The sequence below is a fragment of the Luteimonas changyuni genome, from assembly GCF_039548395.1.
Lineage (GTDB): Bacteria > Pseudomonadota > Gammaproteobacteria > Xanthomonadales > Xanthomonadaceae > Luteimonas.
Map to the genome: position 1 here is coordinate 81,178 of NZ_JBCLUZ010000003.1, position 23,807 is coordinate 104,984.

Here is a 23,807-nt window from a genome sequence, read left to right on the forward strand (position 1 = left end):
CTACTTGATCACGCGCAGGTGCGCACCGCGCCGCGGAGGGGGTGAACCATCGTCGTCACCGTCGCCGTCATCGTTTCCGTCGCGATCCTCGCGCGGCGCTTCGTCAGCCACGCCGCCGGGCACCACGCCGAGTACGACGTCGCCAGCGGGCGCTGCACGGCCGTCTTCGTCAGCGCCCACCGCGTCGCCATCGCTGCCGCCAGTACCGGCGTCCACCTGGTCTTCGGGCAGGGCCATGCCCTGGCCGGTCTCCCGGGCATAGATGGCCAGCACTGCGCCCACCGGCACGGCCACGGGATGGCTGACACCGCCAAAGCGCGCGGTGAAGCTCACCGACTCGTTGTCCATGTGCAATCGGGAGACCGCGCGCTCGGCGACGTTTAGCACCACGCGCCCGTCCTTCACGGTATGCGGGGGCACGCGCACGCCGGGACCGAGCGCATCCACCAGCAGGTGGGGCGTCATCCCGTTGTCCACGATCCATTCGTACAGCGCCCGCAGCAGGTAGGGGCGGTGGCTGGTCATCCGGGACACGTCATTCATGCCCCGATTCTACCGCGAGCGGGCCGGAGTCAGGCCGGCAGCTCGCGCAGGTGGCGCTCCTGCGGGGTCAGGCTGCGCGTGAACCCGGGATTGCGGAAAATCCGGCTGCCGTAGTCCTCGATCGCCTTGCCATCCTTCGGCAGCGGCACGCCAAGCGCTTCCAGGCGCCAGATGATCGGCGCCATCGCGCAGTCGGCGAGGCTCATTTCGGGATTGAGGAAGAACTTGTAGGCCTTGAACAGCGGCACCGACGCGGTCAGCAGGTCCTTCAGGCGCTTGCGCGCGGCATCGGCCTGGGCCTTGGTGCCGGTCTGGATCGTGCGCACCTCGGGCACCCAGTCGTGCTCGAGGCGCAGCATCGCCAGGCGCAGCCGCGCGCGCGACAGCGGATCGACCGGCATCAGCGGCGGGTGCGGATAGCGCTCGTCGAGGTATTCGGTGACCACGCTCGAGGCGTAGAGCACCAGGTCCCGCTCCACCAGGGTCGGCACCGAATGGTAGGGATTGAGGTCGAGCAGGTCCTCGGGCGGGTCCTTGGGGTCGACGGTGATCAGGTCGTAGGTGACGCCCTTGGCCGCCAGCACCAGCCGCACGCGGTGGCACAGGACATCATCGGCGGAGGAAAAGAGCGTGAGTGCATTACGCATGCGCGGACTCGCTGCCATCATCGAACAACTCCCTTCAGTGCACGTCCTTCCAGTATTCCTTCTTCAGCAGCCACGCCAGGAAGGTGAAGAATGCGAGGAACAGCAGTACCCACACGCCGATCGCCTCGCGCTTGACCGCCACCGGCTCACCCGCGTACTCGAGGAACGCGGTGATGTCACGCGCGGCCTGGTCGAACTGCAGCGGATCCATGGTGCCGGGCGATGCCACTTCCAGGCGATCGATCAGCGGATCGCCCGTGGCCTCGTCCTTGCCGCCGTAGATCGGGCGCTGGATGCCCTGCATTTCCCACAGCACGTTCGGCATCGACGCATTGGGGAACACGGTGTTGTTCCAGCCAAGCGGACGCTCTTCGTCGATGTAGAAGGACTTGAGGTAGCTGAAGATCCAGTCTCCGCCGCGCACGCGCGAGGTCAGGCTGAGGTCGGGCGGCACGATCCCGAACCAGTCGCCGGCGTGCTCGGCCGGCATCGCGGTCAGGATCTGCTCGCCGAACGCGGCGCCGGTGAAGTTGAGGTTGGTCATCACCTCGTCTTCGGTCAGCCCGAGGTCCTCGGCCATGCGCGAGTAGCGCAGGTATTTCAGCGAATGGCAGGACGAGCAGTAGTTCATGAACAGCTGCGCGCCACGCTGCAGCGACGCCTTGTCGCTGAGGTCGGTGCCGGCGTGCTGGACCGGGCCGCCGGCCGCGGCCAGCGCCGAGAACGAGAGCAGCATGGATGCTGCGAACACCGCGACGCGGCTGATGAGGGTCATGGGCTTAGTCATGCGTGGTCACCCGATCCGGCACCGGCTTGGTCTTGTCGAGCTTCGTCCACAGCGGCATGGTGATGAAGAAGGCGAAGTAGAAGAAGGTCAGGAAGCGGCCGACGATGGTTTCGACCGGGTCGGTACCCGGGCCGGCGCCGATCTTGCCCAGCCAGATGAAGGTGAGCGCGAACAGGCCGAGCAGCACCTTCGACATCAGGCCGCGGTAGCGGTAGGACTTGACCTTGGCGCGGTCGAGCCAGGGCACCAGGAACAGGATCGCGATGGCGCCGAACATCACCAGCACGCCGCCAAGCTTGTCCGGCACCACGCGCAACATCGCGTAGTAGGGCGTGTAGTACCACACCGGCTTGATGTGCGCGGGCGTCACCAGGTGGTTGGCCTCGGTGAAGTTGTCATGCTCGAGGAACCAGCCGCCGAAGGCCGGCGCGAAGAAGATGATGAAGGCCGCGATCATCAGGAAGAAGCCCACGCCCACCAGGTCCTTGACCGTGTAGTAGGGGTGGAACGGGATGCCGTCGGCGGGCTTGGTCGCGTCCCAGCGATTGCCCTTGGGTCCCTTCTTGATGTCGACGCCGTCGGGGTTGTTCGAGCCGACCTCATGCAGCGCGCCCAGGTGCAGCACGACCAGAAGCAGCAGCACCAGCGGCAGCGCGATCACGTGCAGCGCGAAGAAGCGGTTGAGCGTGGCGTCGCTGGGCAGGTAGTCGCCCATGATCCATTCGACCAGGCCGTTGCCGATGATCGGGATCGCGCCGAACAGCGAGATGATCACCTTCGCGCCCCAGAACGACATCTGGCCCCAGGGCAGCACGTAGCCCAGGAAGGCCTCGGCCATCAGCACCAGGTAGATCAGCATGCCGAGGATCCACACCAGCTCGCGCGGCTTCTGGTAGCTGCCGTACATCAGCCCGCGGAACATGTGCAGGTAGACGACGATGAAGAACAGCGACGCGCCGGTGGAGTGCATGTAGCGGATCAGCCAGCCCCACTCGACGTCGCGCATGATGTACTCGACCGAGGAGAAGGCCTCGGCCGCGGACGGCTTGTAGTGCATCGTCAGGAAAATGCCGGTGACGATCTGGTTGACCAGCACCAGCATGGCCAGCGAGCCCATGTAGTACCAGAAGTTGAAGTTCTTGGGCGCGTAGTACTCGGTCATGTGCTTGCGGTACATCGGCATCATGCCGGGCGCCCGCTCGTTGACCCAGTCCGCCACGTTGTTGGCGGTGCGCGTGATCAGGTTCGACATGGCTTACACGGCCCCCTGCGGATCGACGCCGATGACAATCGTGTTGTCGTCCGCGAAATGGTGCGGCGGCACCACGAGGTTGGTCGGCGCCGGCACGCCCGAGTACACGCGGCCGGCCATGTCGAACTTCGACTTGTGGCAGGGGCAGAAATAGCCGCCCTTCCAGTTGGCGTCGAACGGCGCCGGGCGGATCTCGGCGACCATTTCCGGCGAGCAGCCCAGGTGGGTGCAGATGCCCACGAGCACGGAAATTTCCGGCTTCAGCGAGCGCAGCTCCGGGTTCGCCTCGCGGATGTACTCCGGCTGCTGCTCGATGTTTTCGGACATCGGATCGCGCAGCTGGTCGTCCAGCGTCGGCAGCAGCTGCAGGACTTCCTGCGAGCGCTTGACGATCCAGATCGGCTGGCCGCGCCACTCGAACACCAGGCGCTCGCCCTCGGCCAGGGCGCTGATGTCCGCGGTCACGGGCGCACCCGCGAGCTGCGCGCGCTGGCTCGGGAACCAGGTCTTGACGAATGGAACCACGGCCACGCCGGCGCCCGCGGCGCCGACCACCGCAGTGGTGGCTGTCAGGAAGCGGCGGCGACCATGATCGATCGTGCCTCCCTCGACAGGATCCAGAACCCCTTCATTGCCCATCCGCCACTCCGAAAGATCGTACGGTCGCCATGTGTAAGTCGCTGTCCCGGCGGGGGCCCGGCCTGCAGGCCCGCCGCCAAAGACAATGAAGTGTAGCGGAACGCCGATTCAGGGGACAACGTGGAAGGCGCGATTCCGCCCCGCCGGCCGCTCAATTGGCCGCCTGGTGTCCCCGATAGCGGTCGGCAAGGACGGCCACGCGCTCGACGTAGCGCCGGGTTTCCTTGTACGGCGGCACGCCCTTGTGGCGATCGACCGCGCCTTCACCGGCGTTGTAGCCCGCAGCGGCCAGGGTCAGGTCGCCGTTGAAGCGCTTGAGCAGCCAGGCCAGATACCGGACCCCGCCGCGGATGTTCTGCGCCGGATCGAAGGCATTGGTGACCCCGAAGCGGTCGGCGGTGGCCGGCATCAGCTGCATCAGGCCCTGGGCACCGACGCGCGACAGCGCATTGGGGTTGAAGGCGGATTCCGCGTGCATCACCGCGCGGATCACCGCCTCCTCGACGCCGAATTCGGTCGCCGCCGCCTTGACCTCGGCATCGTAGGAACTGGTGTTGAGCCGGACGTTGCCGAAATTGAGGCCCGGCGAGCCGCAGGCGTAGCAGGTCTCGAAGAAGCTGTAGCTGATGGTGCGCAGCGCCGAGGCGCCACCGCCGGCAGGCCTGCGGCTGGTGTAGTGGCGGACGCCGTCCTTGACGTAGGAATAGACCTGGCCCTGGACCAGGCGCCGCGAGCCGCTGCCCGACGAGGGCGCGGACGGAACCTGCACCGCCGCGGGTGCCGCGGGACCGGAGCCCATGAAGGTGGACGGCGCGTTGGCATCCAGCGAGGCCGGCGAGCCCTGGACCGCGGTCGATGCGTTCACCGCGCCGACCGCGCCCGGCGTGGTGGACGGCTGGCTGGGACGCGACGGGCGGCTGGGCCGGTAGGTGCTGGCCACGGTGCAGCTTGCGCCCTTGATGCGCTTGCTGACATAGCTCGCCACGCCGTCGCCCACGTCGCAGCGATAGATGGTGCCGGCCACGGCCTGGCCGGCCGCTGCCATGCAGGCAAGGCCGACCGTCGCCGCGCAGGCGAACCCGATGATTTTTCCGAAGCACTTCATCCCCGCCCCTCCATCGCGCGCAGTCTCCATGCTTGAGGCGGCCTTGCCAAGGGCTGAAACCGTGACCATGGCCAGGGAAACGCCCACCCGCCGCGTCTCCGGCCATCGTCCGACGCGCCAACCACTGCAGGATCACTGCGACGAGCACCGTGGTCCGCAAAGCCCCTGGCGGAGCCGACGGGTTTAGACTGACGCCTCCGCATCTGCAATCCGGCCCGGATTCACCGCCGTGCCCCGGAACCACCATGACCACCCAGACCCTGCCGGATTCCGCGTCCGAAGCCTCCGCCCCGCCCGCGCGCAAGCTGTTCATCCAGACCCACGGCTGCCAGATGAACGAGTACGACTCGGCCCGCATGGCCGACGTGCTGGCTGCCTCGGACGGACTGGAACTCACCACGAACGTCGACGAAGCCGACGTGATCCTGGTCAATACCTGCTCGATCCGCGAAAAAGCGCAGGAGAAGGTGTTCAGCCAGCTCGGCCGCTGGAAGTCCCTCAAGCAGGGCGACCGCCCGGTGCTGATCGGCGTCGGCGGCTGCGTCGCCAGCCAGGAGGGGGCGGCGATCGTGAAGCGCGCACCCTACGTCGACCTGGTGTTCGGACCGCAGACCCTGCACCGGCTGCCCGAGATGCTTCGCGGGCGCCGCGAGACCGGCCTGCCCCAGGTCGACATCAGCTTCCCGGAGATCGAGAAGTTCGACCGCCTGCCCGAACCGCGGGCCGACGGGCCCAGCGCCTTCGTCTCGATCATGGAAGGCTGCAGCAAGTACTGCTCGTTCTGCGTGGTGCCCTACACCCGCGGCGAGGAGGTTAGCCGGCCGTTCGAGGACGTGCTGGTCGAGGTCATGCAGCTCGCCGCGCAGGGCGTGCGCGAGGTGAACCTGCTGGGCCAGAACGTCAACGCCTACCGCGGGCCGATTGCCGGGGCCGACGCCGCGGACGGACCTTCCGGCGGCCATGTGGCCTCGAACGAGCCGCAGTTCGCCGACCTCGGCCTGCTGATCCGCACCATCGCCGAGATCGACGGCATCGACCGCATCCGCTTCACCACCTCGCATCCGCTGGAGTTCTCGGATTCGCTGATCGAGGCCTATCGCGACGTGCCGCAGCTGGCCAACTACCTGCACCTGCCCGTGCAGTCCGGCAGCGACCGCATCCTGACGGCGATGAAGCGCGGCTACACCGCGCTCGAGTTCAAGCAGAAGATCCGCAAGCTGCGCGCGGTGCGGCCGGACATATCGATCAGCTCGGACTTCATCGTCGGCTTCCCGGGCGAGACCGATGCCGACTTCGAGAAGACCATGAAGCTGATCGCGGACGTGGGCTTCGACCAGTCGTTTTCCTTCATCTATTCGCGCCGCCCGGGCACGCCCGCCGCCGACCTCGAAGACAAGGTGACCGGCGCGGAAAAGCACGCGCGGCTGTCGCGGCTGCAGGCGCATATCAACGAACACGCCGCGGGCATCTCGCGGGCGATGCTCGGAAGCGTGCAGAAGGTGCTGGTCACCGGTCCGTCGCGCAGGGACCCGAACGAGCTCACAGGAAAGACCGAGAACATGCGTTCGGTGAACTTCGCCGGCCCGACGCGGCTGATCGGGCAATTCGTGGACGTGGTGATCACCGGGGCGTTCAGCAACTCGCTGCGTGGCCGGGTGGCCACGGTCGAAGCACCGGCCGAAGCGCCCGCCGAAGCACCCGCCGGGTCCTGAGGGGCGCCGTGACGCCGCGGCATCAGCATGCCCCCGGAGCACCGTCGCCGCGCCGGCGGCTCGACCCGCTGGGGCTGTGGCTTTGCGGGCTGGCCATCCTGGGCCTGGCGCGCACCTGGATGTACCTGGTGCGCGACGGCGGCGCGGCCGACGCCGTGGGCTGGATCTGGCTGGCTGGATCGCTGCTGATGGCCGGGATCGGCATCGTGCTGCTGGCACGCGGCCTGCCCGGCGCTGCCCGGCGGCGGCCGGACCCTCCGCCGCCGCGCTAGGCAGCGGCCGGGGCGTGGCCGGCCCTGTCCCCCAGCCATCCGTCGCGCCGCGATCATGGTCCCCGGACGGGCGGCGCGCTACCCTGCTCCGCCTATGCCCAGCCCATACCAGCGCGACTTCACCCTCGAACCCGCCGACACCGAACGGCTGGCCAACCTCAGCGGGCCCTTCGACGGCCACCTGCGCCAGATCGAACTGGCGCTTGGCGTCGAAATCGCCAATCGCGGCAACGTATTCCGCGTCACCGGCGACGATGCCGGACGCGTCGACGGCGCCGAGCGCCTGCTGCGCGAGCTCTATGACGAGGCCGGCGGCGAAACCTTCGATGGCCATGCCATCCACCTGCGCCTGAACGCGGTCCGCGCCGCGAAGGATGACCGGGACGCGGACGGCGGCGTCCAGGCCGCGCGCAACGCCGACCCGGACTTCGTGCCCCAGGACGTCGCGATCCGCGTCAAGCGCGGCACCATCCGTGGCCGCGGCGCGAACCAGCAGAAATACCTGCACGCCATCGCTACCCATGACATCAACTTCGGCATCGGGCCGGCGGGCACCGGCAAGACCTTCCTCGCCGTGGCCAGCGCGGTCGAGGCACTCAACGAATCCCGCGTGCAGCGCCTGGTGCTGGTGCGTCCGGCGGTCGAGGCCGGCGAAAAGCTCGGCTTCCTCCCCGGCGACCTGTCGCAGAAGGTCGATCCCTACCTGCGGCCGCTGTACGACGCGCTCTACGAAATGATGGGCGTTGAAACCGTGCTGCGGCTGCTGGAGAAGAACGTCATCGAGATCGCGCCGCTGGCCTATATGCGCGGGCGCACGCTCAACGACGCCTATGTGATCCTCGACGAGGCGCAGAACACCACCATCGAACAGATGAAGATGTTCCTGACCCGGCTCGGCTTCGGCAGCACGGCGGTGGTCACCGGCGACCTCACCCAGATCGACCTGCCGAAGACGGTGAAGTCGGGCCTGCGCGACGCGGTCGAGGTGCTGCACGACGTCGAAGGCGCCAGCTTCACCTTCTTCGAGTCGCGCGACGTGGTCCGCCATCCGCTGGTGGCGCGCATCGTCAACGCCTACGAGCGCCGCGACGCGCAGGACGCGTCCACCGGCGCGGCGTAGACTGCAGGTCATGACCAAAGGCCCGGTCCGCCTCGATGTCGCCGTGGGCTATGCCCTGCCCCGGGCCGGGCTGCCTGCGTCGGTGAGCTTCCGCAAGTGGGTGGCCGCGGCGCTGGCCGGCCGCATCCGCGAAGCCGACCTCGCCATCCGCCTGGTCGACGCGAAGGAGGGCCGCTCCCTCAACCGCCACTACCGCGGCAAGGATTACGCCACCAACGTGCTCAGCTTCCCGGCCGAGCTCGACGAAGACATCAAGCTACCCCCCGGCGTGCACATGCCGCTGCTGGGCGACCTGGTGCTGTGCGCGCCGGTCATCGCCCGCGAGGCCCGCGAACAGGGCAAGCCGCTGGCCGCCCATTACGCCCACCTGACCGTCCACGGCAGCCTGCACCTGCTGGGCTGGGACCACGGCAACGACGTCGAGGCCGAGGCCATGGAGCAGCTGGAGCGTGAAATCCTGGCCGGGCTGGGGATCGACGATCCCTACCGCGTGGCCTGAGCGGACGCGGTAAACTGCAGGGCCGCCCTTCCCCCAGGGCGATGACACGAGCGAGATGTCCGAAGACGACAGTAGTAGCCAGGGCAACAACGGTGCCGGTCCGGATCACCCGGAACGGCGCCGCGGCTGGCTGGAGCGCCTGAGCTCCGCGATTTCCGGTGATCCCACCACGCGCGACGACCTCATCGAGCTGCTGCGCGATGCCCAGGCCGACGGCCTGGTCGAAGCCGACACCCTGCGCATGATGGAAGGCGCCATCGCCGTGTCCGACATGACCGTCGGCGACGTCATGGTGCCGCGCTCGCAGATGGTTTCATTGCCGGTCGAATCCCGCTTCATCGACCTGATGAAGGAGGTGGTCGAATCCGGCCACTCGCGCTTCCCGGTGCACGGCGACGACAAGGACGAGATCCTCGGCATCCTGCTGGCCAAGGACCTGCTGCGCGGCGTGGTCGCCGACAACGGCCCGGGCACGGTGCGCGCGCTGCTGCGCCCGGCGGTGCTGATCCCGGAGTCGAAGAAGCTCAACGTGCTGCTGCGCGAGTTCCGCCAGTCGCGCAACCACATGGCGATCGTGATCGACGAGTACGGCGGCGTCGCCGGGGTGATCACGATCGAGGACGTGCTCGAGGAAATCGTCGGCGAGATCGACGACGAGCACGACGACGCCAACGATCCCGACGCGCAGATCGCCGCCCAGGCCGACGGCCAGTACGTCGTCGATGCGCTGACCCCGATCGACGACTTCAACGAGCGCTTCGGCGCCGACTTCGACGACGACGAGTACGACACCATCGGCGGCCTGGTCACTGCCGCCATCGGCCACCTGCCCGAAACCGGCGAAGAGCTGACGTTGGGCCGCTTCAGCTTCCGCGTCGCCAGCGCCGACGCGCGCCGGCTGCACGCGCTGCACCTGTCGATCCATGGCGACTGAGTCCCGCCGGGCATCGGCCGGCATGTCCGCGGGCCCGGATCGCACGCCACGCGCCACGCGGACGCTTGCCCGCCGCCTGGCCGGTGCCCTGCTGCTGGCCCTCCTCGCCTGCGCGCTGCCTGCGCTGGCGGCGCCGCGCATCGGCGTGGCCACCATGCAGCCGGGCGAGATCTTCTTCGAGCGCTTCGGCCACAACGCGATCGTGGTCGATGACCCGGCGGCCGGCCCGCCGCTCTCCTACAACTTCGGCTTCTTCGATCCGGGCGAACCGGATTTCGTGGGCCGGTTCGCGCGCGGGGACATGCGCTACCGGCTGGTCGTCCTGCCGCTCGCCGACGACCTTGCCTACTATCGCGACGTCGGCCGCGGCGTGTCGATCCAGTGGCTTGATCTCGATGCCACGCAGGCAGCCGGCCTCGCCGCCCGGCTCGCCCGGAACGCGCGCCCGGAGAACGCCGAATACAGCTACGACTACTTCACCGACAACTGCTCCACGCGCGTGCGCGACGCCATCGACGAGAGCCTCGGCGGTGCGCTGCGCCGCCACATGCAGGGTCGCTCCCAGGGCAACACCTACCGCAGCGAAGCCGTGCGCCTGGCGCGCCCCGCGGCGTGGATGGCGCTCGGCTTCGACCTCGGCCTGGGGCCCGCCGCCGACCGCCCGAACGCGCTCTGGGACGATGCCTTCGTGCCGATGCGCTTGGCCACCGCGCTGCGCGACGTGCGCCATGCCGACGGTCGCCCGCTGGTGGCCTCCGAGGAAGCGCTGCTGCCGCACCGCATCGGCCCCGAGCCCGAACCGCGACAGGTGGCGTGGATCCCGTGGCTCGTCGCCGGACTCGCGCTGGCCGCACTCGCCTGGTCGCAGCGCGGGCACCCGCGCGCCGTGGCCTGGGCGGCGATGGCAACCTGGCTGGCCTGCGCCCTGGTCGGCGCGCTCATGCTGTACATCTGGCTGGGTACCGCGCACCGCTTCGGCTGGGCCAACCACAACCTGTTGTTGTTCAATCCGCTGTGCCTGCTGCTGCTCCCGGGCGCATGGCGCGTCGCACGTGGTGGCGAAGGCGGCACGGCGTTCCGGATCGTGTCGGGGATCGTCGCCGCGCTGGTGCTGCTGTCACCTTTCCTGCTGTGGATGCCGCTGCAGTCGCAACGCAATGGCCACTGGATCGCGCTCATGCTGCCGCTGCACCTGGCCCTGTTGGCGGTCCTTCGTCGCCCCCGGCGCGAAGGCGCATGACGGCGCGATGACCGCCCCCGCGCCGCCGCTGCCCGCCTGCGTCATCAACAGCGCCGCGTATGACCGCGAAGGCCGGCGGCGCGACATCGGCCTCGATGAAATCAGCGATGTGCTTGCGATCGACGACGGCAGCTTCGTCTGGGTCGGACTGTTCGAGCCCGACGAAGCGGTGCTGGCCAAGCTGCAGGAGGAGTTCGACCTGCATGCGCTGGCCGTCGAGGACGCCCACCACGCCCACCAGCGCCCGAAGCTGGAGGCCTATGGCGACTCGCTGTTCGTCACGACCAACACCGCGCAGGTGGCCGACGAACGCATCCGCTACGGCGAAACCCATGCCTTCCTCGGCGCACGCTACCTGGTGACCGTGCGCCATGGCGCCTCGGCGTCCTACACCCCGGCGCGGGCGCGGGTGGAGCGCAACCCGGGGCTGCTCGGGCTGGGTCCCGGCTTCGCCCTGTATGCGGTGCTCGACGCCATCGTCGACGACTACGTGCCGATCGTGGACGAGTTCAAGGCGACGCTGCTTGCGCTGGAACAGGACATTTTCCGCGACACCTTCCACCGCGGCATCGTGCGCCGCCTGTACGACCTCAAGCGCGAACTGACCTACATGCGCGTGGCCCTGACCCCGATGCAGGACGTGCTCTCGCAGCTGCTGCGCAGCAACACCCCGCTGCTGCACGACGAGATCCGCCTGTACCTGCGCGACGTGCTCGATCATTCGGTGCGGATCAACGACAGCATCGACATGCTCCGCGACATGTTGGGCACCGCGATCAGCGTCAACCAGGCGCTGGTGACGCTGGCACAGGGCGAGGTCGTGAAACGCCTCGCCGGCTGGGCCGCGCTGCTGGCCGCGCCCACCCTGATCACCAGCTGGTACGGCATGAACTTCGCGCACATGCCGGAGCTGGCCGGGCGCTTCAGCTACCCGGTGCTCGTGGGCGCGGTGGTGGTGGTGGTGGCCGGCCTGTACGCGTACCTGCGCAAGGTGCGCTGGCTCTGAATCGCCACGGCGGACCGCGACCAAAGTCTTAGGGCGCTTTCTCCCGCATTGCAGCATCCGCGATTGACCGCGCCCCGCCTTGGGTAGACCCTTGGGGACAGCCTGCAACCGGACGGGGAATCGCATGAAAGGTGGACTCGGGAAATTGGCCTGGGCGGCGCTCGCCCTGCTTGGCGCGTTCTGCCTCGGTACGGTGGCCCTGCGCCGCGGCGAGCCGATCAACGCGCTGTGGATCGTGGTCGCGGCGGTCTCGATCTACCTGGTGGCGTACCGCTTCTACGCACGATTCATCGCCGACCGGGTCTTCGGGCTGGACGCGACCCGCGCCACCCCGGCGATGATCAACAACGACGGCCTCGACTACGTGCCCACCAACAAGCACGTGCTGTTCGGGCACCACTTCGCCGCGATCGCCGGCGCCGGCCCGCTGGTCGGCCCGGTGCTGGCGGCGCAGATGGGCTACCTGCCCGGCACCCTGTGGCTGATCGTTGGCGTGGTGCTGGCCGGCGCGGTGCAGGACTTCATGGTGCTGGTGGTCTCCAGCCGCCGCGACGCCCGCTCGCTCGGCGACCTGGTGCGCGAGGAGATGGGCCAGGTGCCCGGCACCATCGCGCTGTTCGGCGCCTTCCTGATCATGATCATCATCCTGGCGGTGCTGGCGATGATCGTGGTGAAAGCCCTGGCCGAGAGTCCCTGGGGCATGTTCACCGTGATCGCGACGATGCCGATCGCGATCTTCATGGGCCTGTACATGCGCTACCTCCGGCCCGGAAAGATCGGTGAGATCTCGGTGATCGGCCTGGTGCTGCTGATGGCCGCGATCTGGTACGGCGGCCAGGTCGCCGCGCATCCCACGTGGGGTCCGGCCTTCACCTTCACCGGCACCCAGATCACCTGGATGCTGATCGGCTACGGCTTCGTGGCGGCGGTGCTGCCGGTATGGCTGCTGCTGGCGCCGCGCGACTACCTGTCCACCTTCCTGAAGATCGGCGTGATCCTGGGCCTGGCGGTCGGCATCCTGATCGTGATGCCGGAGCTGCGCATGCCCGCGCTGACCCAGTTCACCGACGGCACCGGCCCGGTGTGGAAGGGCTCGATGTTCCCCTTCCTGTTCATCACCATCGCCTGCGGCGCGGTGTCGGGCTTCCACGCGCTGATCGCCTCGGGCACCACACCCAAGCTGATGGCCAACGAGCGCCACGCGCCCTACCTCGGCTACGGCGGCATGCTGATGGAATCGTTCGTGGCGATCATGGCCATGGTCGCAGCCTCGATCATCGACCCGGGCGTGTACTTCGCCATGAACAGCCCGGCGGCGATCATCGGCACCGACCCGGCCGCGGTCGCACAGGTCGTGTCGAGCTGGGGCTTCGTGGTCACGCCGGACGTATTGATCCAGACCGCCAACGACGTCGGCGAGGCTTCGATCATCTCCCGCGCCGGCGGCGCGCCGACGCTGGCGGTGGGCATCGCGCAGATCTTCCACGCGGTGATCCCGGGCGAAGGCATGATGGCCTTCTGGTACCACTTCGCGATCCTGTTCGAGGCGCTGTTCATCCTCACCGCGGTCGACGCCGGCACGCGCGCCGGGCGCTTCATGCTGCAGGACCTGCTCGGCAATTTCGTGCCGGTCATGCGCAGGACCGACGCCTGGGTGCCCAACCTGGTCGCCACCGCGGGCTGCGTGGCGCTGTGGGGCTACTTCCTCTACCAGGGCGTCACCGACCCGCTGGGCGGCATCAACATGCTGTGGCCGCTGTTCGGCATCGCCAACCAGATGCTGGCCGGCATCGCGCTGATGCTGTGCACGGTGGTCCTGTTCAAGATGAAGAAGGACCGCTACGCCTGGGTGTCGATCGTGCCCACGGTGTGGCTGCTGCTCTGCACGCTCAGCGCGGGCTGGATCAAGATCTTCGACGGCAATCCGGGCGTGGGCTTCATGGCCCAGGCCAACAAGTACCGCGCGGCGCTGGATGCCGGCGAGCTGATCGCGCCGTCGAAGGACTTCGGCGGCATGCAGCAGATCATGATCAACAACTACGTCAACGCGGGCCTGACGGCGCTCTTCATGTTCGTGGTGCTGGCGATCCTGTTCTACTCGGTCGGCGCCGTCCGCAAGGCGCGCGCGAACCCGGCGCGCACCGATCGCGAGACGCCTTACGTCGCGTTGACCGAAGAACAGCAGAAGGTCTGGCTCTGATGTCCGGGCAGCTGGTCACGCTGGACCACTTCGCCACGCACAAGCGTGTGTGGCGGAGGATGGTGCAGACCGCCCGGCTGTGCTGCGGCATCCCGGACTACGACAACTACGTGCGCCACGTGCTGGAAAAACACCCGGACCGGGAGCCGATGGACTACCCGACCTTCTTCCGCGAGCGCCAGGAAGCCCGCTACGGCGGGCGCGGCGGGTTTCGCTGCTGCTAGCAGGGCGTCGCGAGGCCGGCGCGCCTCGAGTCTCAGTGGCGATTCCTGCGGCCACGGGCCTGCCACAGCAGGCCCATCGATGCCAGTGCAGCCAGCGTCAGGAGCGGGAACGCGGGCTGCATGTAATGGATGCGGATGGCCGGAAAGGCGGACGCTTCAACCAGGACAAGCAACAGCAACCGCGCGCCGACCAGGGTCCACGCCGCAGCGGCAAGCAGCCAACCACGCTCCAACCGACGCCGCCTGACAGCACGGGCCGTGACCCAGGCGAATGCGACCAGCCCTGCGCCGGCAAGCCAGGGCAAGGCAAAAGCGTGGATGCGGCTGATCCAGGCGCGAACCGTCCTGGCCGCAGGATGCGCCTGCGCCGACTGCGGGATACCAGTGCGAAGCTTGTCGATGTGCAGGTGGCCGGATTCAAACGCGAAATCACGGCGCATGTCCGCAATTTCTGAGAATCGCGCCCTGTCCGTGCCCTGTATGGATTCGAGCGCGCAGCCTTCGATGGCCGGCACCACGACCTCGAAGCGGCTCGCCTGGGCCATCGGGTCATTGAAATGCGCCGCAACATCCTGGCTGGGCATGCGCGCGACTGGCGCGACTCCACGCTCATCGTCGCATGCCAGCCGGATCCACCCCCCGTCCCGCCCGTGGTACCAGCCCGCGACCAGGTCACCCAACAGCCTTTCATCCTCGAGCACCCGTGGGCGCCCGACGAACATCCACATGGGGCTGACGGCGGGCACCTTCATGTGCCCGCCGCCCCAACCGTCGCGTCGTCCCTGCCACGTCAGCAGCGATACCGCCCTGCCCATGTGGGATGGCAGGCTGCGCCACTGCCCGTCGGTCATGGCGGGCATCAGCCCCAACGCACCACGCACGCAATCCAGGCGGCCTTCGTCGCAGGCGCCCGCGACCTCATCGGCAAGCTGGCGATAGAACGCCTCGGCAGCAGGAGCGTCTGCGTAGGCGCCGATGGACGCGACCGCGGCCCTCAATGCCCATGGCCAAGCTCCAGCGCCGTAATCACCGCAGTTCTGCTGCTGGTCCCCACAGTCCGGCTGTCTCCAGGATTGGCCATCGGCCTCCAGCTTGGAGCGCAGGCGGGCGAAGCCGGGGCTGGCGATATAAACAGCCTCGCGCACCGCGCCCGGCACGGGCACGTAGGCGACCGGCTCGCCGACGCGAACGCGCTGCAGTGCCGCCATCGCGTCGCCGAAGGCCCCGCCGCGGAAATCATTGGTGACGAATACGCCGTATTTCCCCTGGTTGGCCATTGCCACCAGCGCAAGCGGCGACGCGAACGCCAGCAATGCCGCCAGCGCGCCCATGGCCAGCTGACGCCGCCGCGGCCGGTCCTGCCGGACCTGCCACGCGAATCCGAGCACGAGCACCAGAAGGCCCGGCAACACCCAGTCCCCGTCCTCACGGGTCAACCAGAGCCAGGCGAGGGTCCAGCCACACAGGGCCGCCCACCACCGGCCATGCTTTCCGGCACGGATTGCGCACAGACAATGCAGCAACGCCGCCAGCGCCAACAGCACCTGCGCCGCCACGATGTTGTCGCGGATGACCCGGCTCCATGACAAGGCGGCAGGATGCCACTGCAAGGCAAGCAGCATCAGCAATACCCACCACGGGCGGCCGTTGATCCTGTAGATGGCGGCACCCAGCAAGAGGCACGCAACCGAATACAGCAACGCCTGGGCAGTCATCACTGAAAGCCCGAGTGCATGCCCGGCGGCGAGGAACAGCGGGTAACCGGCCCCCTTCATCAGGGTCATCTCGTCATAGGGCCCCAGCCAGTGGCCTTTGACGATCGACTCTGCACGGTGCCAGAACCATGCATCGTCGTGTCCCGCACCGGCGAGGATCTCGACGGGCAGGCAGGACACCACGAGGACGAACAGTGCGGCGGAAATCAGCGCCAACAGGCCCGGCAGGACCGCGGGGGCCCTTGCGGCCGGCGCATCACCGTTCATGAGTGGCCACATCGCCTTTTGCACCCTGGTCGCCGCTGCCGTGCTTGCGTGCGAGCAGCAACAGATTGCTGGGCCAGCCGCCAAGCGACACGCTGTCGATCCGCCAGTCCGGCAGCCCGGCGTGTGTGCAGGCCTTCGCAAGGTCGCTGCGGCTCATCAGGTTCAGGTGTTCCTCAAGCGCGAGTTCACGGTGTCCCAATACGCGCAGCAGGGTCCGGAACCAGCGCTTCGGCAGCCAGTGCACTAGCGGCAGCACCGTGTGGAATTCCACGGGGAACCAGCGGTTGGGCGTGGTGGCGAAGACCCCTTGCCTGCACACCCGATGCAGCTCCGCGATGAACCGTGCCTGTTCCACCGACGAACCCACGTGCTCAAGCACGGCGCTGGAGTGGACCCAGTCGAAACTGCCGGACCGGAAGGGCAGGTACTTGCCGTCACCGCGCACGAATTTCAGGCCTGGATACAGCTGCTCAAGGAACGACGCGTCGTCGATGCCACATGCGGTGATCCTCTCGCCATGCGGGTACCACGCCTCCAGGTAGTTCGACGCCAGCTGGTCCTGGTCGCTGGTCACGCCAACGTCGAGGATGGTGTCTTCGGCCTGCACGCCGCAGCCAATGAAGCGCGCGTACATCTTCCGGCGCATGTGCGTTGACACGCGGTCGGTGATGCTTCCGCGATGCGTGCGGTTGTACTGGGCATTGACGTCACGGTGCACGCTCAACGCGATTCATCCCCCGCGTCCCGGGGCGCGTCGGGAAGACGCAGTGCCTCGAGGAAAAAGGCCGCCAGCCCAAGTTCCCCACCCACCGCCATCAGGGTCACCGACGGAAGGACCCAACGCATCGTCTCCCTCGGATCCAGGGGACCAAACTGGTGCGCGGACCACAGGTATACCGCATACAGCGACATTGCCACGCCGGCCAGGAACAGCAGCACCGCCACAACCAGACAGCGCTCAAGCGTCAGCACCGGCAACAGGCCTTTCCCGCACCCTCCGTCGGGAAGCCAACCGTTGCGGACACCGACCGCCTTGGCAAGGATCGCGAACAGCACCATCTGCATGCCCAGGATGACCGCAGCCCCGGCATAGGACAGGGTATGGATATCGAGGTTGACCCCGCCGATGCTGACGCTGCGCATCGCGATCACCACCATTCCCAGCGCTCCCACCGCGGCCAGCGCGATGCCAGGCACCAGGAACAGCCAGCGCGGGCTGTGCACCAGCAGGAAGCGCAGGTGCCGCCAACCGTCGCGCCAGGTCCGCAGGTGGGGCGCGCGCGTACGCCCGTCCGGCTTGAGGGTTGTAGGCACCTCGCTGATGCGATAGTTGGCGAGCGACGCCTTGACCACCATTTCGCTCGCAAACTCCATTCCCGGTGCCACCAGGCCCAGTGCCATGATGCGCTCGCGGTCGAAGCCCCTCAGTCCGCAGTGGAAGTCACGCGCCCCGATCCCGTAGAACAGCCGGCCCAGGAAGCTGAGCACCGGGTTGCCGAGGTAGCGGTGCAGGAAGGGCATCGCCCCCGGCGCGATGCCGCCGCTGAAACGGTTGCCCATCACCAGGTCGCTGCCGTTGCGCAGGGCCTGGACGAATGCATCAAGCCGCGCGAAGTCGTAGGAGGCGTCGGCATCTCCCATCACCACATAGCGACCACGCGCGGCGCCAATGCCGGCCAGCAGCGCGGCACCGTAGCCACGCTGCGCAACTTCGACCACGCGAGCGCCTTCGCGCCCGGCGATCTCCAGAGAACCGTCGGTGCTGCCGTTGTCCGCGACCAGCACCTCCCCGTCCACGCGGAATGCGGCGAGGAAGGACTTCGCCATGCCAATGCACTCCGCCAGCGTCTCGGCTTCGTTGAGGCAGGGCATGAGGATGGTCAATTCCAACGGGCGCGGATCGCCGGCCTCATTCCAGCGCGCGTGCAGCCCCGGGGCGTCGCTCATGCCCCGGCCATCACCCGCAGGACCTGCCCGATGCCGTAGGCGACCACGGTGCCGGTGGCGTAGCCCACTGTCCCCAGCAGAACACCCACGGGCGCCAGCGTCGGATGGAAGGCGGCGGCCACCACCGGCGCGGATGCGGCAGCGCCGATGTTTCCCTGCGAACCCACCGCGAAATAGAACAGCGGTGCCCGCACCAGCTTCGCCGCGGCGAACAGCACGAGGATGTGAACCGCCATCCAGATCAGGCCGATCAGGACCAGCTCCATGCGCTCGGCGAGCTTGAAGAAGTCCATCTGCATGCCGATGCAGGCGATCAGGAAGTAGAGGAACACCGTACCCAGCTTCGATGCGCCGGCGTTCTCCAGGCGACGCATCGGCGTGAAGCTGAGCAGCAGGCCGCCCAGCGTGGACAGCACGATCACCCAGACGAAGGGCGCGTCGAGGCTGAACTGGCTGGACCATGGTGCGTTGGCCTTGAACCAGGCCGAGGCCGGGTCGGCGACGAAATGCGCCAGGCCGACCAGACCGAATGCCACGCCCACGATCACCATCAGGTCGGTGAGCGTGGGGATGCGGGCGTTGGCTGCCTCGTAGGCCGAAATGCGGTCCTTCATCTCGTCGATGGCGCGGGTGTCGGCGCCGGTGCGGGCGTCGATCTGCGGCGCGCGGTTGGCCAGGAACAGCAGGGTGGCCAGCCACAGGCTGGCGATGGCGACGTCGACGACCGCGAACTGGCCGAACAGGGTCGCGTCGACCTCGTAGATCTCGCGGATCGCCACCATGTTGGCGCCGCCGCCAACCCAGCTGCCCGACAGCGCGGCCATGCCCTTCCAGGTGTCGCCGGCCACGGCCTCCGGCCAGAACCACTCCATCAGCTGGAAACTGGTGAAGGCGCCCAGGGCGATGCCCAGGGTGCCTGCGCAGAACACGAACAGCAGCCGCGGCCCGAGCTTGAGTACGCCCTTGAGGTCGATGGACAGCGTCAGCAGCACCAGGGCCGCCGGCAGCAATACGCGGCTGGCAACCGGGTTGTAGAGCGCGCTGCTTTCGCCATCGATCAGCCCGGCGGTGTTGTAGATCGCAGGCACGAAATAGCACAGCAGCAGTGCCGGCACCCAGGCGAAGAACTTCTTCCAGAACGGCGTCGGCCCGGAAGCCAGCCAGAAGATCAGCCCCAGCGACGCGGCGATCAGGCCGAACACGACGATGTCGTTGGTGATCAGCGGGGCGACGGCATCGATCGCATCGCCCGCAGCGGCCGGATCCATGGCGTCGATGGCGGCGGCTTCGGCGGAGGCGTCGGGCGCGGTGGATGCAGGTGCCATCGGCAGGTTCCTGTCGGTCGTGTAGGAGCAGCCATGGCTGCGAATCAAAAGTATGCAGCGTTACGCGCGGCCGGCATCGGGCCGGCCGCGCGCGGCAACGCCTATTCGCCGATGTGCTGTTCCAGCCAGGCGTTGACGGTGTCATGCCAGAGGATGCTGTTCTGCGGCTTGAGCACCCAGTGGTTCTCGTCGGGGAAGTACAGCAGCTTCGACTCGATTCCCCTGCGCTGCAGCGCGGTGAACGCCGACAGGCCCTGGTCCACCGGCACGCGGTAGTCCTTCTCGCCCTGCACCACCAGCATCGGCACCTTCCACTTCGACACGTGGTTGACCGGATTGAACTTCTCGTAGGCCTCAGGGTTGTCATACGGCGTGCCGCCGTTCTCCCACTCGGTGAACCACAGCTCCTCGGTCACGTAGCCCATCGAGCGGGTGTCGAACACGCCGTCGTGGTTGACCAGGCACTTGAACGGCGCGTTGCCCTGGCGGTCGAACCAGTTGCCGGCCAGCCAGTTGATCATGTAGCCGCCGTAGCTGGCGCCGAGCGCGCAGGCGCGGTCGCCATCAAGGTAGTCGTACTTTTCCTGTGCGGCCGCCCAGCCCTTCTGCAGGTCGACCAGCGGCGCATCGCCCCAGTTGCCGGTGATGGCGTCGGTGAAGTCCTGGCCGTAGCCGGTGGAGCCGTGGAAGTCGATCATCACCACGGCATAGCCCTGGCCGGCATAGGTCTGCGGGTTCCAGCGGTAGCTCCAGCCGTTGCCGAAGCTGCCCTGCGGGCCGCCGTGGATCAGGAAGGCCACCGGATACTCGCGGCCCTCCTCGAAGTTCCAGGGCTTGACCACGTAGCCGTGCACGGTGGCGTCGTCCGCGCCCTTGAAGCTGAACTGCTCGAAGGCGCCGAAGTCGACGCCGGGCAGGCGCTCAGCCGCCGTCGGGGTGATCGCGCGCTGGCCCTGGCCATCAAGCGAGGCCGCGTAGATGACGTCGCCGGTGTCGATGGCGTTGCGGCTGAAGACCAGGCTGTCGCCGGCGACTTCGAACGAGGACACGCTGCCGCCATCGACCAGGCGCGTGGCCTCGCCGCTCGCGATGTCGACGGTGAACAGCGGGTATTCGCCGGTGTCTTGCGCCGCCACGTACAGCTCGCGGCCGTCGGGCGACGGTGTGATGCTGCTGGGCGAACGGTCCCAGTCGGGCGCGATTTCCCGGCGCTCGCCGCTGGCGAGGTCCAGCGCCATCAGTGCATAGCGGTCGGCCTCGAAGCCGGGGCGCGCCATGGCGCGATAGAACAGGGTCTGGCCGTCGGCACTGAACACCGGGCCGGCGTCCCAGGCCTTGTTGTCTGCAGTCAGGTTGACCGGCGCCGCGGAACCCGCGGCGTCCAGGCGGAACAGGTCGTAGTTGGTCGACCAGGCCTCTTCGCGGCCGGCCACGTTCACGCTGGCCACGATGCTGGCCCCGTCCGGCGCCCATGCGTAGTCACCGGCGCCGCCAAACGGCTTGCCCGGCACGTCGCCGTCAAGCGCGCCGCTGACCGCGGTGGCGGCGGCGGCCGGCTTGTCCTTTGCACCCGGCAGCGTGGCGACGAAGAGGCGGTTGCGGCGGCCATCGGCCCAGGTGTCCCAGTGGCGGACGAACAGCTGGTCGTAGACCACGCCGCTGGCCTTGGAGGCTTCGCGTTGATCCAGTCGCGCCTTCGTGCACGCAAAGTCCGCGCCGCAGTCGCCGAAGGTATCGGCACTGAACGCGATGCGGCTGCCGTCCGGCGAGACGTGGTAGGTGCCGACATCGGCCTCGAACGCGGTCAGCTGGCGCGGCTCGCCGCCGGCCAGCGGGATCGCGTAGAGCTGCTGCGAGCCGTTCTTCGCACTGAGGAAATAGACCGTGGCGCCATCGGGCGAGAACGAAGGCGAATTGACGCTCCAGCCCTGCGGCGTGAGCCGCCTGGGCGACGCGAGGTCGCGGGTCACCAGGTTGCGCGCGTACAGGGCGGAAGACGCGCTGTTGGCTTCGAGATCGACCGTGCGCTGCGCGAACACCAGGTGCCTGCCGTCCGGCGACAGCGTCGGCGAAGACACCCGCTCCATGGCGGCGAGGTCGCGCGCCTCGAGGCCGCGGGCATCGGCGACCGCGGGCAGCGCGGCGAACAGGCACAGGCTCAACAGGGCGATGCGCGGCATGGATCGGGACTCCGGACGGAAAGTCCCGATGGTAGGGGCCGGCGGCGGCGGGCGCAAAGGCGGAAGGTCAGGCGTCCCGCTTCCCGCCGTTGCGATACAGCAGCCACGCAACCCCGGCCCAAGGCACCGGCCCTATCGTTCGGTCGCAGTCCTGCCGCCCAGGTGCCTGCCCAGGAAGGCGAGCAGCTGGCTGTAGTACTCGTACCGGTTGGCGTCGTCGTAGTAACCATGCCCTTCGGTCGGGAAGTAGGCCGTTTCGACCGGCACGCCCGCCTTCACCAGGGCGCGCTCCATCTGCTTGCTGTGTTCGATGGGTGCGCGCTCATCCTTGCCGCCCGCCGCCAGGAACACCGGCACCTTGATCCGATCGGCCATGCGCGTGGGCGACACGGCGCCGAGCACGTCACGATCGCCGATCCACTCGTTCAGGTAGGTCACGCCCGAACCGCGCTTCTGCACGTCGCCGTGCGTGTGCATGGTCGGCAGGTCGTAGACACCGACGTTGCCCGCCGCACAGCGGTACAGGGTGGGCTCCTTCACCGCGCCCATCAGCGCCGCGTAGCCGCCATAGCTGCTGCCGTAGATGCAGATCCGGCTGGCGTTGGCGATGCCCTGGGCCACCGCCCAGCGGGTGGCATCGGTGATGTCGTCCTGCATCGCGCCGCCCCATTCGCGCGCGCCCGCGTGCTCGAAGGCGCGGCCCTGGCTGCCGGAGCCGCGGAAGTTCACCTGCAGCACCGCATAGCCGGCGTCGGCAAGCAGCTGCGCCTCGGTGTCGAAGCCCCAGCTGTCGTAGATGCCGAAGGGCCCGCCGTGCGGCAACACCACCATCGGCAGGCCGCGGCCATCGGATCCGGCGGGAATCGTGACGAAGCCCTGCAGCTTCAGACCGTCGCGCGCCTCGAAGCTGACCGGGCGGCGCTCGGCCATCTTCGCGGGATCGAACCACTGCGCGCGCGCAACGACGTATGCGGCCTTCTTGTCCACCGTGTCGTAGACATAGAAATCGCCGGGATTGCGATCGCTCCAGACCTGCACCAGCACCTTGCGCCCGTCGGCCGTGCTGGACGTGATGTACACGGCATGGCCTTCGAACGCGGCCTCGAGGCTGCGGTACAGGCGTGCATGTTCGGACTCCGGATCGAAGAACGCGGTCCGCGGGCGGCCATCGAGGAACAGGGCGCCCACCGGCACCCGCGTTCCAGGGGCATGGAGGACCACCGGGTCGCCGGTCTCGTCGGCAAGGACCGTGGTCCGCTTGCCCGTCGCCACGTCATACGCAACGATGCGGTCGGGGCCTTCCGCCTGTTCGACGTTGAGATAGGCGATCGCATTGTCGGCGGAGAACCCGACCGGCCACTCGGCGTGCCCGCTGGCGGATTCGTCGTTCACCAGCACCCAGTCGGCACCTGCCCCGGTACGGTGGTAGAGCTTGTTGACGATGTCGTAGCCGGCGCCATGCGCGAAGCGCACCGCGCCGGTGTTGTCGGTGGTGAAGCTTGCATTGCGGATCGGCGCGGTGGCCTCCAGCGTGCGGCGGCCGGTGTAGATGTCCAGGCGCTCGGCGCGCGTGTAGGGATCCGTGGCGAAGCGTTCGGTCGACACCAGCGAATAGCGCGCGTCGCCAAGCAGCGGATCGATCAGGAAAGCGGCGACGCGATCGGCGCGCTGGGTCTGGATGCGGGTCCCGGAGCCGGAACCGACGACGCGCTGGCCGATCAGCAGCTGCTTGTCGCTGCCGTCGGCGTCGAGCGCATACAGCTCACCGGTGAGCTGCGGCGCGTCCATCGTTCCCATTTTTTCCGCCACGCTGAGCATCACGCGTTCGGGAGTGACCCAGCTGAAGCCGGCGAAATGCGTGTTCTTGCCGAGCCGCAGCGCGGTCGAGATCTGGTTGTCCGCGGCCTTGATGATGACCAGGCCCATCTGGTCTTCCAGCGGTACCGTTGCCGCGTAGTACTCGCCGGTGGGCGAGAGCTTGATGTCGACGAAGGCATCTTTCTTGACGTATGCGTCCAGGTCGATGCCGGTCGCCGCCATCGCCGGCACGGACGCCATCGCCGGCACGGACGCCATGGCCAGCATCGCAGCCAGTGCGAACCCATTCCCTCGCTTCATCTGTTTCCCCGAAAAATAGAACCAGCCCCTCGCTGGCGGCCCCATTATGGAGCGCCGGCAGCCCCGACGGTACCC

The 23,807-nt window shown here is 68.1% G+C and carries 21 protein-coding genes; 9 read left to right on the plus strand and 12 right to left on the minus strand.

Translation table 11 applies throughout. From position 1 onward, the window contains the following. From WCD84_RS02060 to WCD84_RS02085, 6 genes are all read right to left on the minus strand, one after another. Positions 1-543, minus strand: a complete 543-nt coding sequence (locus WCD84_RS02060; protein WP_343280251.1) for a ClpXP protease specificity-enhancing factor — start codon at positions 541-543, stop codon at positions 1-3. 29 nt (positions 544-572) lie between these two features. After that, complete coding sequence (locus WCD84_RS02065) at positions 573-1,208, minus strand: glutathione S-transferase N-terminal domain-containing protein (protein WP_343253867.1); 636 nt, start codon at positions 1,206-1,208, stop codon at positions 573-575. A gap of 16 nt (positions 1,209-1,224) precedes the next feature. Beyond that, entirely contained in the window at positions 1,225-1,965 is a 741-nt protein-coding gene (locus WCD84_RS02070; RefSeq protein WP_449280046.1) for a cytochrome c1, read from the minus strand. Between the two features lie 4 nt (positions 1,966-1,969). Then, entirely contained in the window at positions 1,970-3,229 is a 1,260-nt protein-coding gene (locus tag WCD84_RS02075; protein ID WP_343253799.1) for a cytochrome b, read from the minus strand. 3 nt (positions 3,230-3,232) lie between these two features. After that, on the minus strand, positions 3,233-3,868 hold the full coding sequence (gene petA, locus WCD84_RS02080) for a ubiquinol-cytochrome c reductase iron-sulfur subunit (RefSeq protein ID WP_343280252.1): 636 nt from the start codon (positions 3,866-3,868) through the stop codon (positions 3,233-3,235). 151 nt (positions 3,869-4,019) lie between these two features. Further along, positions 4,020-4,973 carry a lytic transglycosylase domain-containing protein gene (locus WCD84_RS02085; RefSeq protein WP_449280047.1) on the minus strand — a complete coding sequence of 318 codons (954 nt, stop codon included), beginning with the start codon at positions 4,971-4,973 and terminating at the stop codon, positions 4,020-4,022. A gap of 245 nt (positions 4,974-5,218) precedes the next feature. Between WCD84_RS02085 and miaB the strand changes: the two genes are divergently transcribed. The 9 genes from miaB (at position 5,219) to WCD84_RS02130 (ending at position 14,180) form a co-directional block, all read left to right on the plus strand. Then, complete coding sequence (miaB, locus tag WCD84_RS02090) at positions 5,219-6,685, plus strand: tRNA (N6-isopentenyl adenosine(37)-C2)-methylthiotransferase MiaB (protein WP_343280253.1); 1,467 nt, start codon at positions 5,219-5,221, stop codon at positions 6,683-6,685. 8 nt (positions 6,686-6,693) lie between these two features. After that, positions 6,694-6,957, plus strand: a complete 264-nt coding sequence (locus tag WCD84_RS02095; protein WP_343280254.1) for a hypothetical protein — start codon at positions 6,694-6,696, stop codon at positions 6,955-6,957. A 94-nt stretch (positions 6,958-7,051) separates the two neighbouring features. Further along, the gene (locus WCD84_RS02100; protein ID WP_343280255.1) at positions 7,052-8,077 is read left to right on the plus strand and encodes a PhoH family protein; all 1,026 of its coding nucleotides are present in this window, start codon (positions 7,052-7,054) and stop codon (positions 8,075-8,077) included. 10 nt (positions 8,078-8,087) lie between these two features. After that, the gene (gene ybeY / locus WCD84_RS02105; protein WP_343253804.1) at positions 8,088-8,576 is read left to right on the plus strand and encodes an rRNA maturation RNase YbeY; all 489 of its coding nucleotides are present in this window, start codon (positions 8,088-8,090) and stop codon (positions 8,574-8,576) included. Positions 8,577-8,631: 55 nt separating this feature from the next. Next, complete coding sequence (locus WCD84_RS02110; protein ID WP_343280256.1) at positions 8,632-9,510, plus strand: HlyC/CorC family transporter; 879 nt, start codon at positions 8,632-8,634, stop codon at positions 9,508-9,510. A 22-nt stretch (positions 9,511-9,532) separates the two neighbouring features. Beyond that, positions 9,533-10,750, plus strand: a complete 1,218-nt coding sequence (locus tag WCD84_RS02115) for a lipoprotein N-acyltransferase Lnb domain-containing protein (RefSeq protein WP_343280257.1) — start codon at positions 9,533-9,535, stop codon at positions 10,748-10,750. A gap of 7 nt (positions 10,751-10,757) precedes the next feature. Next, positions 10,758-11,756 carry a magnesium and cobalt transport protein CorA gene (locus WCD84_RS02120; protein ID WP_343280258.1) on the plus strand — a complete coding sequence of 333 codons (999 nt, stop codon included), beginning with the start codon at positions 10,758-10,760 and terminating at the stop codon, positions 11,754-11,756. Positions 11,757-11,880: 124 nt separating this feature from the next. Next, entirely contained in the window at positions 11,881-13,956 is a 2,076-nt protein-coding gene (locus WCD84_RS02125; protein ID WP_343280259.1) for a carbon starvation CstA family protein, read from the plus strand. Beyond that, positions 13,956-14,180 (plus strand): YbdD/YjiX family protein, encoded by a 225-nt coding sequence (locus WCD84_RS02130; RefSeq protein ID WP_343277698.1) that lies wholly within the window; start codon positions 13,956-13,958, stop codon positions 14,178-14,180. Before WCD84_RS02125 ends, WCD84_RS02130 begins: the two co-directional genes overlap by 1 nt. Before the next feature lie 32 nt (positions 14,181-14,212). On the opposite strand, the gene WCD84_RS02135 is transcribed toward WCD84_RS02130, so the two are convergent. The 6 genes from WCD84_RS02135 to WCD84_RS02160 form a co-directional block, all read right to left on the minus strand. Then, entirely contained in the window at positions 14,213-16,162 is a 1,950-nt protein-coding gene (locus tag WCD84_RS02135; protein WP_343280260.1) for a hypothetical protein, read from the minus strand. Further along, a complete protein-coding gene (locus tag WCD84_RS02140; RefSeq protein WP_343277863.1) occupies positions 16,152-16,880 on the minus strand; it encodes a class I SAM-dependent methyltransferase in 729 nt (242 codons plus the stop codon). Before WCD84_RS02140 ends, WCD84_RS02135 begins: the two co-directional genes overlap by 11 nt. A 2-nt stretch (positions 16,881-16,882) precedes the next feature. Next, on the minus strand, positions 16,883-18,109 hold the full coding sequence (locus WCD84_RS02145) for a glycosyltransferase family 2 protein (protein WP_343280261.1): 1,227 nt from the start codon (positions 18,107-18,109) through the stop codon (positions 16,883-16,885). After that, positions 18,106-19,377, minus strand: a complete 1,272-nt coding sequence (locus WCD84_RS02150; protein ID WP_343280297.1) for a DUF819 family protein — start codon at positions 19,375-19,377, stop codon at positions 18,106-18,108. Before WCD84_RS02150 ends, WCD84_RS02145 begins: the two co-directional genes overlap by 4 nt. 158 nt (positions 19,378-19,535) lie before the next feature. Continuing rightward, positions 19,536-21,614: a dipeptidyl-peptidase 5 gene (locus WCD84_RS02155; RefSeq protein ID WP_343280262.1), complete on the minus strand. Its 2,079-nt coding sequence runs from the start codon at positions 21,612-21,614 to the stop codon at positions 19,536-19,538. A 132-nt stretch (positions 21,615-21,746) separates the two neighbouring features. Further along, on the minus strand, positions 21,747-23,699 hold the full coding sequence (locus WCD84_RS02160) for an alpha/beta hydrolase family protein (RefSeq protein WP_449280050.1): 1,953 nt from the start codon (positions 23,697-23,699) through the stop codon (positions 21,747-21,749). Positions 23,700-23,807: the final 108 nt, after the last annotated feature.

Excerpts from the sequence above, each read along its gene's own strand:
- WCD84_RS02070 (WP_449280046.1), bottom strand. The coding sequence starts at position 1,965 with ATGACCCTCATCAGCCGCGTCGCGGTGTTCGCAGCATCCATGCTGCTC.
- WCD84_RS02160 (WP_449280050.1), bottom strand. The coding sequence starts at position 23,699 with ATGCTGGCCATGGCGTCCGTGCCGGCGATGGCGTCCGTGCCGGCGATG.
- WCD84_RS02145 (WP_343280261.1), bottom strand. The coding sequence starts at position 18,109 with ATGAGCGACGCCCCGGGGCTGCACGCGCGCTGGAATGAGGCCGGCGAT.
- WCD84_RS02125 (WP_343280259.1), top strand. The coding sequence starts at position 11,881 with ATGAAAGGTGGACTCGGGAAATTGGCCTGGGCGGCGCTCGCCCTGCTT.
- WCD84_RS02135 (WP_343280260.1), bottom strand. The coding sequence starts at position 16,162 with ATGAACGGTGATGCGCCGGCCGCAAGGGCCCCCGCGGTCCTGCCGGGC.
- WCD84_RS02155 (WP_343280262.1), bottom strand. The coding sequence starts at position 21,614 with ATGCCGCGCATCGCCCTGTTGAGCCTGTGCCTGTTCGCCGCGCTGCCC.
- WCD84_RS02110 (WP_343280256.1), top strand. The coding sequence starts at position 8,632 with ATGTCCGAAGACGACAGTAGTAGCCAGGGCAACAACGGTGCCGGTCCG.
- WCD84_RS02100 (WP_343280255.1), top strand. The coding sequence starts at position 7,052 with ATGCCCAGCCCATACCAGCGCGACTTCACCCTCGAACCCGCCGACACC.
- miaB (WP_343280253.1), top strand. The coding sequence starts at position 5,219 with ATGACCACCCAGACCCTGCCGGATTCCGCGTCCGAAGCCTCCGCCCCG.
- WCD84_RS02060 (WP_343280251.1), bottom strand. The coding sequence starts at position 543 with ATGAATGACGTGTCCCGGATGACCAGCCACCGCCCCTACCTGCTGCGG.
- WCD84_RS02115 (WP_343280257.1), top strand. The coding sequence starts at position 9,533 with ATGTCCGCGGGCCCGGATCGCACGCCACGCGCCACGCGGACGCTTGCC.
- petA (WP_343280252.1), bottom strand. The coding sequence starts at position 3,868 with ATGGGCAATGAAGGGGTTCTGGATCCTGTCGAGGGAGGCACGATCGAT.
- WCD84_RS02085 (WP_449280047.1), bottom strand. The coding sequence starts at position 4,973 with ATGAAGTGCTTCGGAAAAATCATCGGGTTCGCCTGCGCGGCGACGGTC.
- WCD84_RS02065 (WP_343253867.1), bottom strand. The coding sequence starts at position 1,208 with ATGGCAGCGAGTCCGCGCATGCGTAATGCACTCACGCTCTTTTCCTCC.
- WCD84_RS02150 (WP_343280297.1), bottom strand. The coding sequence starts at position 19,377 with ATGGATCCGGCCGCTGCGGGCGATGCGATCGATGCCGTCGCCCCGCTG.
- ybeY (WP_343253804.1), top strand. The coding sequence starts at position 8,088 with ATGACCAAAGGCCCGGTCCGCCTCGATGTCGCCGTGGGCTATGCCCTG.
- WCD84_RS02130 (WP_343277698.1), top strand. The coding sequence starts at position 13,956 with ATGTCCGGGCAGCTGGTCACGCTGGACCACTTCGCCACGCACAAGCGT.
- WCD84_RS02075 (WP_343253799.1), bottom strand. The coding sequence starts at position 3,229 with ATGTCGAACCTGATCACGCGCACCGCCAACAACGTGGCGGACTGGGTC.
- WCD84_RS02120 (WP_343280258.1), top strand. The coding sequence starts at position 10,758 with ATGACCGCCCCCGCGCCGCCGCTGCCCGCCTGCGTCATCAACAGCGCC.